Origin of the sequence: Streptomyces sp. NPDC002490, assembly GCF_040296045.1 — a bacterium.
GTDB lineage: Bacteria > Actinomycetota > Actinomycetes > Streptomycetales > Streptomycetaceae > Streptomyces.
This window is the reverse complement of sequence record NZ_JBEOWM010000061.1, coordinates 20052-31596: the sequence shown is the minus strand read 5'-3', so window position 1 is coordinate 31596 and position 11545 is coordinate 20052. Positions and strand designations below refer to the sequence as shown.

The window sequence follows — 11545 nt, the reverse complement described above, 5'->3', positions numbered from 1 at the left end:
CACCTCTAACCCGTCCCAAAACAACTAACCGGCCGCCCACGCAAGACGCTCGGCTGGGATACCCCAGCCGAGCGTCTACATGATCTACTCACCACCTGAAACCAAGTGGTGTTGCGACGACCCCTTGAACCCAAGCCCGGGGGTGCGGGCCCTTCGTCGTGTGCGCTCCGGTCCGCCGGTCGCCGTTCGGGTGACGGGACGGACGGATGAGCGGGCATGTCCGGCGGTCACGCGGGGAATGTCCCCGTCCCACAGCGTGTTCTGGCTGAGGGACACGAGGAGGAGCGGCTGTGCTTGATCCGCAGGATTTGTACACGTGGGAGCCGAAGGGCCTGGCCGTCGTCGACGTGGCGCTGGCCCAGGAGTCCGCGGGCCTGGTGATGCTCTACCACTTCGACGGCTACATCGACGCGGGGGAGACCGGCGACCAGATCGTGGAGAGACTGCTGGACGCGATGCCGCACCAGGTGGTCGCCCGCTTCGACCACGACCGGCTGGTCGACTACCGCGCCCGGCGCCCGCTGTTGACCTTCCGGCGGGACCGCTGGACGGAGTACGAGGTGCCGGCGCTGGAGGTGCACCTCGTCCAGGACGCCACCGGAGCCCCCTTCCTGCTCCTCTCCGGCCCCGAACCCGATGTCGAGTGGGAGCGCTTCGCCGCCGCCGTGCAGCAGATCGTGGACCGTCTCGGGGTCCGGCTCGCGGTGAACTTCCACGGCATCCCCATGGGTGTCCCGCACACGCGACCCGTGGGGCTCACCCCGCACGGTTCCCGCACCGACCTGGTGCCCGGCCACCGCAGCCCCTTCGACGAGGCCCAGGTGCCCGGTAGCGCGGAGTCGCTGGTGGAGTACCGGCTGATGGAGGCCGGCTACGACGTCCTCGGCGTCGCGGCGCACGTACCGCACTACATCGCCCGCTCCGCCTATCCCGACGCGGCCCTCACCGCACTGGAGGCCATCACCTCCGCCACCGGTCTGGTCCTCCCGAGCGTCGCGCACGCCCTGCGCACCGAGGCGCACCGCACGCAGACCGAGATCGACCGTCAGATCAGGGAGGGCGACGAGGAGTTGACCAGCCTGGTCCAGGGGTTGGAGCACCAGTACGACGCCGCGGCCGGTGCGGAGAGCCGGGGCAACATGCTGGCCGAGCCCTCCGAGATCCCCTCCGCCGACGAGATCGGCCGGGAGTTCGAACGCTTCCTCGCGGAGCGCGAGGGCGACGCCTGAGCGGCCGAGCCCACGGCGCTAGGCTGCGGGCATGCTGACAGTGGGTCTGACCGGTGGCATCGGAGCCGGCAAGAGCGAGGTGTCCCGGCTGCTCGTGGAGCACGGCGCGGTGCTGATCGACGCCGACCGGATCGCCCGGGAGGTGGTCGAGCCGGGGACGCCCGGGCTGGCCGCGGTGGTGGATGCCTTCGGGCCGGAGGTGTTGGCCGGGGACGGTTCGCTGGACCGTGCCGCACTGGGGGCGATCGTCTTCACGGACCCCGATCGACGGGCCGTGCTCAACGGGATCGTGCACCCCCTGGTACGCGCCCGCTCCGCGGAGCTGAAGGACGCCGCCCCCGCCGACGCGGTGGTCGTCCAGGACGTTCCGCTGCTCGCGGAGAACGGCCTGTCCGACCTCTACGACCTCGTCGTCGTGGTCGACGTCGCCCCGGAGACCCAACTGGACCGGCTGACGCGGCTGCGGGGCATGTCCGAGGCGGACGCCCGGGCCCGGATGGCCGCCCAGGCCACGCGGGAGCAGCGGTTGGCCGTCGCCGACGTCGTGATCGACAACGACGTGCCGCTCGATGAGCTGAGGGAAGCGGTGGCCCGGGTCTGGGAGGGGTTGGTGCGGCGGGCGACCGGTGCGTGACGGGTGGCCGCCTCCGGGCACGGGGAATGCGGCGGCGGGGACGGCGCGTTGAACGGGTGACGGAGGGGAAGGGGTGAGGTGTGGCCGAGCGCAGTGCATCCAGCGGACGAAGCCCGGAGACCCACGTCATCGACTACCGTGCGGCCGAGCGGCTGCTGGACGCGCGGGACCCCCGAGGGGCCGTGAAACTGCTGGACCGGGTCATCGCGGCGCACCCGGAGAACACCGCGGCCCGGTTGCTGCGCGCGCGGGCCTTCTTCGCCGCCGCCCAGCTCAGGCCGGCCGAGCTGGAATTCACGATCGTGTTGGAGCGCGAGCCCGACAACGCCTTCGCGCACTTCGCGCTCGCCCGGACCTACGAGCGGGCGGGCCGACCGGAGCAGGCGGTGCGGCACTTCCGGCTTGCGGCGGCCCTGGACCCCAACCCCGAGTACCTGGCCGCGGCCCGCTTCGACGACTGACACCCCCGTCCGGGGGCGGAGGGCACGGTCACCGGTCGTCCGAGGGCGGTTCGTAGGGCGGGACGTCCCGACCCGGCTGGTAGTGCGGGCCCTGCCGGATGTGCCGGACGATCGCGAACAGGTCCACCACGGTGATCACCCACAGGACCGCGCAGGCAGCCGCCCAGCCCGGTCGCCCGACCCAGGCGAAGGCGGCCGTTCCCGCGATCGCCCAGGCCATGCCCCAGAGGTTCAGCCAGAACCGCATGCGCAGCGGGCTGCGCGCGGTGGCCGGCTCGTTGCCGGTGCGCATGGTGCCATCACCACTCCCTCCTGCACCGTACTCCGGGGGCACGCCGTGGGCTAGCCGTCGCGGGACCGGGTAGGAGTCCTCCATGCGTGAGGGATACGAGGGATCCGGGCCCGGCGCGATCACTCCGGACGGGTGCGCGGTGGAGCTGTACGCACGACTGCCCCTGTACGGGGAGCCGGAGGTGATCGCCGGGGCGGTGCCCGCGGGGGCCCGGCTCCTCGAACTGGGCTGCGGAGTCGGTCGGATGACCGGGCCCCTGGTGGAGCGCGGGTTCGACGTCACCGCGGTCGACGAGTCGGCCGAGATGCTGGCGCGGGTCAAGGGGGCCCGTACCGTGCGGAGCTCCATCGAGTCGCTCGACCTGGGCGAGACCTTCGACGTGGTGACGCTGACGTCGTACCTGGTGCACTCCGGTGACCGCCGGGTGCAACGGGGCATCCTCGACGCCTGCCGCCGTCACGTCACCGCCGAAGGGTGCGTGATCGTCCAGCGGGAAGGGGCCGACTACCACACCCGGGGCCCGGTCGAACGGGTCGACCCCGCCGGTTTCACCGTGCGGATCGCTTCGCTGCCCGCGGCGGACGGGGTGCGTGAGGTCCGTGCGGAGTACGTCTTCCCCGACGCCGTCTGGCGGCAGACCTTCCTCAGCCGCCCGATGACCCCGGCGGAGTTGGACGAGGTGCTCGCGGAGTCGGGGCTGCGGGTGGACCGCGCCCTCACCGACGACGGGATGTGGCTGCGGGTGGTGCCGCAGGCGTGACCGGCGGGAGGGTCAGCGAGGGCTCCCGCTCCGTCCCCGGGGCGAAGGGTCACCGAAGCCCGTGGGGGCGTCGGGGCCGCGGGTGACGCCCGGGCCGGCGCCGCGCAGCCGCTCCAGTTCCCTGCGGTCCCGCTTGGTGGGGCGACCGGTGCCCCGGTCCCGGAGGCCGATGGGTACCACGGCCTCGCGCGGCGGGGGCGGCGGACTGTTGTCGAGGTAGCAGGTGACGGCCACCGGCGCCCCGACCCGCTTGCGCAGGAGTTCCTTGACGACCACGACCCGCTCGCGCCCGGCGTGCCACACGCGCACCTCGTCCCCGACCCGTACGCCGTGTGCGGGCTTGACCCGCTCGCCGTTGACCCGGACGTGCCCGCCCCGGCAGGCGGTCGCCGCCAGTGAACGGCTCTTCACCAGGCGCACCGACCAGATCCAACTGTCCACCCGGACACTGCCCCGGGACGGGTCGGGGGCGACCGCGGGGGCCGGGTCGGCCTTCGCCGGGTGCTCGGGAGCCGGATCGGACGGGGTGTCCGGCGGGGTCGGACCGGGTCCGCCCGCCACATCAGAAGCCATGCTCCGACCATAGTCGGCCGCTCGTGCCGGCCGCCGTGCATATCTCCCCGCCGGCGGGGAGAGCCGCGGATGCCTACCGTGGTGGGGTGGACGCCGTCGAAGCCATCGGGAGCGCCGCGCGGGTGCGGGCCGCGGCGCGGGACGTTCCGGACCGGGACGGGCTCGCCGTGCTGGACGGGCGGATCACCGGCTGCACGGCCTGCCCCCGGCTCGTCGCCTGGCGGCAGGAGGCCGGACGGGGCAAACGTGCCGCCTACCGCGACTGGACGTACTGGTCGCGCCCCGTGCCCGGCTTCGGGCCGCCCGACGCCGCTCTGTTGATCGTGGGCCTCGCGCCCGCCGCGCACGGCGCGAACCGGACCGGTCGGATGTTCACCGGCGACCGCTCGGGCGAGGTGCTGTACGCGGCGCTGCACGCGCTGGGCCTGGCCTCCGCGCCCCGCACCGAGTCCGCGGACGACGGACTGGCCCTGCGGGGCGTGCGGATCACCTCGCCGGTGCACTGCGCGCCGCCCGCCAACCGTCCGACGCCCGGGGAACGGGACACCTGCCGCCCCTGGCTGGTCCGCGAACTGGAGCTGCTGCGACCCACCCTGAAGTCGGTGGTGGTGCTCGGGGCCTTCGGTTGGCAGGCGCTGTTCCCGGCGCTCGCCGCGGCCGGCTACCAGGTGCCGAGGCCGCGGCCGGCCTTCGGCCACGGCGCCCGCTACGTCCTGGCAGCGGCGCCGCCCCGGGCCGGCGACGCGGCGGCCTCGGACCTGACCGTCTTCGGCTGCTTCCACGTGAGCCAGCGCAACACGTTCACCGGGCGGTTGACCCCCGCGATGCTGGGCGAGGTGCTCCGGGAGGCGTCCGCGGTGGCCGGCACCGGCCCGGACGGCCTCAGTCCCGGGGGACCGCGACCGTCGCCGTGATCTCCACGAGCTGGCCCGGGTACCCCAGACAGGTCACGCCCATGATCGTCGAGGAGTGCGGGCCCCGGCTCAGCCCGCTCGCCCGTACCACGTCCCAGACCGTTGCGATGACCTCGGGCGAGTCGGTGACCACGTACACGTCGGTGTACACGACGTCCTCCAGCCCGGCGCCGACGGCCCCCGCCTGTTCGGCGAGGTTCGCGATCATCTGCTCGGTCTGCCCCACCGGGTCCCCGGGGGCGACCAGCTCGCCGCTCGCGTCCAGCGGGACGGAGCCGGCGAGGAACGCCAGTCGGGTGCCGGCCTCCACCACGGAGGCGTGCGCGTAGGCGGGCGGGGCGAACAGGGACGGAACGGTGATGCGACGGATCACGGGACTCCTCAGCCGTACGGCGCCCCGCCTCCGGTGCGCGGGGCCATCGGATCCGATCATGCGACGGCGTCCCGTGCGGTGCACCCGGATTACCGGTTCGAGCCACCCCGCCGATCGACTCCGGCCACCTCCCGGAACGTCCTCCCGGCGCCCGCGTCCGGCCCTGGGGTGGACGCCCATGGCCCTCGTCTCGCCCCTCGCGCCCGAACTCCGACGGCCGTCCCGACGCGGGCCCCGCCCGGCCCCCGACGACGCCCGGTGGTTGCTCGACGACCCCTACGCCGGTTACGCCCGCCTGCGGACCACGGCGCCCGTCCACCGCATCACCGGCCCGGACGGTACCCCCGCCTGGCTGGTCACCCGCTACGCGGACGTACGGGCCGGGCTCGGTGACGCACGGCTGTCGCACGACGAGAGGAACGCGCGCCCGGCACCTGCGGGCCGGTGGACAGGGGGAACTGCCCGTCAGGTGGGGAGCTCCCGGCCGGACGCAAAAGGGGTCCGACCGGCGGCACCCCCACGGGCCGCCGGTCGGACCGGGTGACCGGGCGACACCCCCAGGGTCGCCGGTCAGGCTGTCACGGGACGCGGCACCAACTGGGCGGCGTTCCCGTGACGCGGCATAGCGCCAGATAGAGCGGTATGGGCGGGGTGTAGGGGACGGTGGCGTCCGGCCGGTGGATCAGCCCCGGGGGGCGTCCCTCGTCCGGGAGCAGGGCCCCGCAGGCGTAGCGGGCGGGCGCCGGCCACTCCAGCGCCACGTCGGAGTCGGACGGGACGATCCACCACCAGCGGTCCAGGTCGGCGTAGACGCAACCGACCCGGGGGAGACGGCGGTTCACCCGTCGGGCGTAGGGGGAGGGCACCGACACCGCGTCGCAGCCGAGCGGTACGGACATGCCCGTGGGCAGGGCCAACCGCAGGGGACAGGTGCTGCCTCCGCGTCCGTTCGCCTTGCGGTGGCGGTCCAGCCTGGCCAGCGTGCCGAGGCTCAGGGTCCGCCCGATCGTCACACCCATTCGGCCCCCGTTCCGCGGAACTCCCCCGCGCGGGACCCGGACGGCGATCCGTCCGACGGCGGTGCGGTCCGCGGCAGTTCGGCCCAGACCAGCAGGCCGGGCCCGGTCTCCTGGGCGCCCCAGGCGGTGGAGACCGCCGCCACGAGGAGCAGCCCGCGTCCGTGCTCCTCCTCGGGCCGTTGGGAGGAGGGACGGGGGTCGCCCGGTGCGCAGCCCTCGTCGCTGACGGCTATGCGCACCTTCTCGGAGTCGTCGTGCAACTCGCAGACGATCAGGTCCGAAGCGGTGTGCACGATGGCGTTGGTCACCAGCTCGGACACCACGAGATCGGCCGCGTCGCAGGTGTCCTCGCACACGGACCAGCCGGACAACCTGGCCCGGGTGAGACGTCTGGCCCGTGCGGGTGAACTCGGATGTGCGGCCAACTCGAAGCGGAAACGGCGCCTGGTGGTCTCGCCAGGAGACGCCCCGGCTGCCTCGGCACCGATACCCATGACGGCAGCCTCTGTTCCTAACGGCGCGGACGGAATCACGTTTGCCACTATCTCCCCGCCGTGAACACTTGGCAAGTACCACTCTGAAAATTGCAGAGTGCAGTGTGCTTGGCGTAGGACACATGACACACTGCTCGCAACAGCACGCGAAGCGGCCCCGGTTGGGTCCGCTCTTCTGTGCTGCCCGATCATCGGTGACTCTCCGGAGGTGGACGTGAGCGAACCGCGGTCCGCGCCGACCGTCGGTCAGGTCGTGCTCGGGCGCCGCCTCCAGGACCTGCGGGAACGCGCAGGGCTGAAGCGGGAGGAAGCAGCGCAGGTCCTGCGGGTCGCATCGGCCACCGTCCGTCGGATGGAGACCGCGGAGGTGGCGCTCAAGATTCCGTACCTCCAACTCCTGCTGAAGGCGTACGGCGTCCCGGAGGAGGAGGTCGACACCTTCGTCAACCTGGCGGAGGAGGCGAACCGTCCGGGCTGGTGGCAGCGCTTCCACGACGTCCTGCCGGGTTGGTTCTCCATGCACGTCAGCCTGGAGGGTGCCGCGACCCTCATCCGCACGTACGAACCCCACTTCGTTCCCGGGCTGCTCCAGACGGAAGGGTACGCGCGCTCCGTGCTCCGGTCGGGCGCCGTGGGCCGCACCCGGCCCGAGGACATCGAACGGCACGTGGCCCTGCGGATGCAGCGGCAGGAACTGCTGACCCGTCGGGACGCGCCCCGGCTGTGGGTCGTCATGGACGAAACCGTTCTGCGCCGCCCTGCCGGTGGCCCCGAGGTGATGCGCGAGCAGATCGACACGCTGTTGGACCGCACGAAGCTGCCGAACGTGACCCTCCAGATCGCCCAGTTCGACTCGGGTCCGCACCCCGGCACGTACGGGCCCTTCGTGCTGTTCCGCTTCGCCATGCCGGAGTTGCCCGACATGGTCTACAGCGAGTACCTGACCGGCGCCGTCTACCTCGATGCACGTCCCGAGGTCACCCGGCACCTTGAGGTCATGGACCGCATGGCGGCCCAGGCCGCTACGGCACATCGCACGAAGGAGATCCTGCGGGATCTCCGCAAGGAGCTGTGAATGGATCGCCAGGGGATATACAACGGCATGCCGGCACGCGAACTCGGCACCGAGGGCTGGCACAAGCCCTGGAGCGGGGGGAACGGCGGGAACTGCGTCGAGGCCATGAAACTGGCCGACGGCAGGGTCGCCGTGCGTCAGTCCGCTGATCCGGACGGGCCCGCATTGATCTACACGCGTGGAGAGATCAGGGCGTTCATCCAGGGGGCCAAGGCCGGGGAGGCCGACTTCCTGCTCTCTTGACGCGTGTCCACGGTGTCCGCGGGGTCGGCACACCGCGGTCCGGTCGGCGGCCGGAGCAGAGCGACCCCGATGCCCCCGGGTCGGCCCGCCCGTGCGTTCACACCCCCATAGCACGGTCCTGCGGGTCGATCGGCGCGGGGAGCGCGCTGCTTCCGACGAGGAAGCGGTCCACCGCCGCCGCCACCGCCCGGCCCTCCGCGATCGCCCACACCACCAGCGACTGCCCGCGCGCCGCGTCCCCCGCGGCGAACACGCCGGGAACGTTGGTGGCGAACGCCCGGTCCCGGGCGAAGGTCCCCCGCTCGTCCAGGGCCAACCCCAGCCCCTCGACCAGCCCGTCGTCCCGCGCGGGCCCCGAGAAGCCGAGCGCCAGCAACACCAGGTCCGCCCGCAGGGTGCGTCCCGAACCGGCCAACGGTCGCCGCCGCGCGTCCACGTCCGCCACCCGCACCCCGCACACCCGGCCCCCGGCATCCGGGACGAAGCCCAGGGTCGAGGCCGCGAAGAGCCGGGCGTCCGCGTCCGACACCGGCGCGGTGTGCAGTTCCTCGCCCTCCTCGTGGGCCGCCGACAGCCGGTAGACCCGGGGATACGTGGGCCAGGGCTCCTCGGCGGGTCGGTCCGGGCCGGGCAGGGCGTGGATGTCCAGTTGGGTCACCGAGGCGGCCCCCTCGCGCAGGGCCGTGCCCAGGCAGTCCGAACCGGTGTCCCCGCCGCCGATCACGACGACGTCCCGACCGGCCGCCGACAGCGGCGAGACCTCCAGGTCGCCCTCGCGGACCCGGTTCGCCCACGGCAGGTACTCCATCGCCTGGTGGATCCCCGTCAGGTGTCGTCCCGGCACCGGCAACTCCCGCCAGCGGGTGGCTCCGGTGGCCAGCACCACGGCGTCGTAGCGGGAACGCAGTTCCTCGGCGGGGAGGTCCCGGCCGCCCACCGCGACGCCCGTGCGGAACTTCGTCCCCTCCTCGCGCATCTGCCCCAGCCGCCGCTCCAGTTGCGCCTTGTCCATCTTGAACGCCGGTATGCCGTACCGGAGGAGCCCGCCGATCCGGTCCTCCCGTTCGAAGACGGCCACCGTGTGCCCGGCCCGGGTCAACTGCTGCGCCGCCGCGAGGCCCGCCGGGCCCGACCCGACCACCGCGACCCTCCGCCCCGAGAGCCGCTCCGGGGGCCGGGGCGGCACCCGGCCGTCCGCCCAGGCCCGGTCCGCTATCGCCGCCTCGACGTTCTTGATCGTCACCGCCGGCTGGTCGATCGCCAGCACGCATCCGGTCTCGCAGGGCGCCGGACAGAGCCGTCCCGTGAACTCGGGGAAGTTGTTGGTCGCGTGCAGCCGCTCGCTCGCGGCCCGCCAGTCGTCCCGGGCCACCAGGTCGTTCCACTCCGGGATGAGGTTGCCCAAGGGACACGCCTGGTGGCAGAAGGGCACCCCGCAGTCCATGCACCGGTCGGCCTGGCGCTGGATCAGGGGCAGCAGGGCCCCGGGGACGTACACCTCGTCCCAGTCCCGGACCCGCTCCTCGACCGGTCGGCGCGGCCACTCCTCGCGCCCGGTCCGCAGGAAGCCCTTGGGGTCGGCCATGGCCGTCTCCTCGCGTGGCGCCTCCCCCTCCACGATACGACCGGGGCCCGCGGGCGCACGCCGGCCGGGGGCCGCCCGCGTGCGCGACCCCCTCGACCCGGAGAGAATGGATGCCGCCGGGACTAGCGACGCGTCCCGCGCCGCGCCGGCCGTCCGGCACCGGGAGGTACCGCATGACCACCGCCGGAGACATCATGCACCGGGGCGCCCAGTGGATCCCCGCTCACGAGACCCTCGACCGGGCCGCCCAGTTGATGCGTGACCTGGACGTCGGCTCGCTACCGATCGCCGACGCCGACGAACGGCTCAGCGGCATCGTCACCGACCGCGACATCGTGGTGAAGTGCGTGGCCATGGGCCACGATCCCGCCAAGGTGACCGCGGGCGAGCTCGCCGAGGGCACCCCCCGCTGGATCGACGCGGACGCCGACGTGGACGCGGTGCTCCAGGAGATGCAGGGCCACCGGATCCGCCGGTTGCCGGTGATCGAGGACAAGCGTCTGGTGGGGATGATCAGCGAGGCCGACCTCGCCGGGCACCTCACCGACGGGCAACTCGCCACCTGGGCCGAGAGCGTCTACGCGGCGCGCTGACCCTCCCCCGCGCCGTCAGAGCCAGCCGTTGCGCCGGAACCCCCGGTGCACCAGGAAGCAGGCGACGGCGATGACGGTGAGCACCGCGGGGTAGCCGTAGGGGGAGCCGAGCTCCGGCATGTGCGCGAAGTTCATGCCGTAGACCCCGCACACCATCGTCGGCACCGCGATGATCGCCGCCCAGGCGGTGATCTTCCGCATGTCGGAGTTCTGGGCGACGGTGACCTGGGCGAGGTGGGCCTGGAGGATCGAGTTGAGGAGGTCGTCGTAGGCGCCGATCTGCTCCCCGGCCCGCAGCACGTGGTCGGCGACGTCCCGGAAGTACGCCCGTATGTCCGTGTCCGGCGTGGGGGAGGGCTGGTCGGAGAGGACCTGGAGCGGCCCGCTCAGCGGCACCACGGCCCGCTTCAGCTCCAGCAGTTCGCGCTTGAGCTGGTACACCCGGCCCGGGTCGACCCGGGCCCCGTCCTCGGCGAACACCTCGGACTCGATCTGGTCCAGATCGTTCTGGAAGGCGTCGGTGACCTGGAGGTACTCGTCGACCACCTGGTCGGCGACGGCGTGCAGCACCGCGATCGGACCCTTGGCCAAGCGATGCGGTGCGGCCTCCAACTCCTCGCGGACCGGGCCGAGCGAGCCGTGCCGACCGTGCCGGACGGTGATCACGAACTCGCGGCCGACGAAGACCATCAACTCCCCGGTGTCCACCACCTCGCTGGTGGCGGTCAGCCTGGTGTGCTCCACGTAGCAGACGGTCTTGAAGACGGCGAACAGCGTCGTTCCGTACCGGTCGACCTTGGGCCGCTGGTGCGCGTGGACCGCGTCCTCCACCGCGAGGGGGTGCAGGTCGAAGAGCCGGGCGATGCCGGCGAACTGCTCCTCGGTGGGCTCGTGCAGCCCCACCCAGACGAAGCCGTCACCGCTCTCCCTGGCCTTCGCCACCTCGGCCTCCAGCAGTTCCTGGCCACGGCTGCCGGTGGCGCCCGCCTGCCGCACCCCGCCTTGGTACCGTACGCAGTTGACCACGGCGGACCCCAACGGGGAGCGGGCCGGATGGCTGAGGTCGACCCGTCTGCGGACCCGGGGCAACCGGGCCGCCCTGCGCCACCTGCCGACGGAGCGCAGCCCCGTGACCCTCCGCAGGTTCTCCGCCACCGACATGCCGGGACTCCTCGTTCTCGACTGCGCTCGGCGGGCAAGTCTGCCAGCCCCGGGGCGACTTCGGGGACGGGCGCGGAAGGGAAGGCTTCCGTTCCCCCAGAGGTTCACTCACATCAGTGACCTGCACGTTCGTCCCGGC

The 11545-nt window shown here is 73.0% G+C and carries 15 protein-coding genes; 8 read left to right on the top strand and 7 right to left on the bottom strand.

Features of this window, described 5'->3' with window-relative positions; all coding sequences use genetic code 11:
• Positions 1–290 precede the first annotated feature (290 nt).
• From ABT092_RS27470 to ABT092_RS27460, 3 genes are all read left to right on the top strand, one after another.
• A complete protein-coding gene (locus tag ABT092_RS27470; RefSeq protein ID WP_351248519.1) occupies positions 291–1229 on the top strand; it encodes a PAC2 family protein in 939 nt (312 codons plus the stop codon).
• 31 nt (positions 1230–1260) lie between these two features.
• Positions 1261–1863 carry a dephospho-CoA kinase gene (gene coaE, locus ABT092_RS27465; protein ID WP_351248517.1) on the top strand — a complete coding sequence of 201 codons (603 nt, stop codon included), beginning with the start codon at positions 1261–1263 and terminating at the stop codon, positions 1861–1863.
• A gap of 80 nt (positions 1864–1943) precedes the next feature.
• Positions 1944–2324, top strand: coding sequence for a tetratricopeptide repeat protein (locus ABT092_RS27460; RefSeq protein ID WP_351248515.1), 381 nt, complete (start codon positions 1944–1946; stop codon positions 2322–2324).
• 28 nt (positions 2325–2352) lie between these two features.
• Here the strand turns inward: ABT092_RS27460 and ABT092_RS27455 are convergent, their stop codons facing one another.
• Positions 2353–2616, bottom strand: coding sequence for a DUF6343 family protein (locus ABT092_RS27455; protein WP_351248513.1), 264 nt, complete (start codon positions 2614–2616; stop codon positions 2353–2355).
• Positions 2617–2698: 82 nt separating this feature from the next.
• Here ABT092_RS27455 and ABT092_RS27450 point away from each other — a divergent pair, with 82 nt between their 5' ends.
• Complete coding sequence (locus ABT092_RS27450; RefSeq protein WP_351248511.1) at positions 2699–3376, top strand: class I SAM-dependent methyltransferase; 678 nt, start codon at positions 2699–2701, stop codon at positions 3374–3376.
• A 12-nt stretch (positions 3377–3388) separates the two neighbouring features.
• Here the strand turns inward: ABT092_RS27450 and ABT092_RS27445 are convergent, their stop codons facing one another.
• Positions 3389–3949, bottom strand: a complete 561-nt coding sequence (locus tag ABT092_RS27445; RefSeq protein ID WP_351248509.1) for an RNA-binding S4 domain-containing protein — start codon at positions 3947–3949, stop codon at positions 3389–3391.
• Between the two features lie 122 nt (positions 3950–4071).
• On the opposite strand from ABT092_RS27445, the gene ABT092_RS27440 reads away from it, so the two are divergent.
• Positions 4072–4863 carry a uracil-DNA glycosylase gene (locus ABT092_RS27440; protein WP_351248523.1) on the top strand — a complete coding sequence of 264 codons (792 nt, stop codon included), beginning with the start codon at positions 4072–4074 and terminating at the stop codon, positions 4861–4863.
• Here the strand turns inward: ABT092_RS27440 and ABT092_RS27435 are convergent.
• From ABT092_RS27435 to ABT092_RS27420, 3 genes are all read right to left on the bottom strand, one after another.
• Positions 4832–5236, bottom strand: coding sequence for a RidA family protein (locus ABT092_RS27435; protein ID WP_351248507.1), 405 nt, complete (start codon positions 5234–5236; stop codon positions 4832–4834). The genes ABT092_RS27440 and ABT092_RS27435 overlap by 32 nt on opposite strands.
• Before the next feature lie 578 nt (positions 5237–5814).
• Complete coding sequence (locus tag ABT092_RS27425; RefSeq protein ID WP_351248505.1) at positions 5815–6255, bottom strand: hypothetical protein; 441 nt, start codon at positions 6253–6255, stop codon at positions 5815–5817.
• On the bottom strand, positions 6246–6749 hold the full coding sequence (locus ABT092_RS27420) for an ATP-binding protein (protein WP_351248503.1): 504 nt from the start codon (positions 6747–6749) through the stop codon (positions 6246–6248). The genes ABT092_RS27425 and ABT092_RS27420 overlap by 10 nt, the downstream gene beginning before the upstream one ends.
• Before the next feature lie 214 nt (positions 6750–6963).
• On the opposite strand from ABT092_RS27420, the gene ABT092_RS27415 reads away from it, so the two are divergent.
• Positions 6964–7824, top strand: a complete 861-nt coding sequence (locus ABT092_RS27415; RefSeq protein ID WP_351248501.1) for a Sco1979 family transcriptional regulator — start codon at positions 6964–6966, stop codon at positions 7822–7824.
• The gene (locus ABT092_RS27410) at positions 7825–8067 is read left to right on the top strand and encodes a DUF397 domain-containing protein (RefSeq protein ID WP_351248499.1); all 243 of its coding nucleotides are present in this window, start codon (positions 7825–7827) and stop codon (positions 8065–8067) included.
• A 97-nt stretch (positions 8068–8164) separates the two neighbouring features.
• On the opposite strand, the gene ABT092_RS27405 is transcribed toward ABT092_RS27410, so the two are convergent.
• A complete protein-coding gene (locus ABT092_RS27405; RefSeq protein WP_351248497.1) occupies positions 8165–9652 on the bottom strand; it encodes a glutamate synthase subunit beta in 1488 nt (495 codons plus the stop codon).
• A gap of 173 nt (positions 9653–9825) precedes the next feature.
• On the opposite strand from ABT092_RS27405, the gene ABT092_RS27400 reads away from it, so the two are divergent.
• Positions 9826–10245, top strand: coding sequence for a CBS domain-containing protein (locus ABT092_RS27400; RefSeq protein ID WP_351248495.1), 420 nt, complete (start codon positions 9826–9828; stop codon positions 10243–10245).
• Between the two features lie 15 nt (positions 10246–10260).
• Here the strand turns inward: ABT092_RS27400 and ABT092_RS27395 are convergent, their stop codons facing one another.
• Positions 10261–11406, bottom strand: a complete 1146-nt coding sequence (locus ABT092_RS27395; RefSeq protein WP_351248493.1) for a magnesium and cobalt transport protein CorA — start codon at positions 11404–11406, stop codon at positions 10261–10263.
• Positions 11407–11545: the final 139 nt, after the last annotated feature.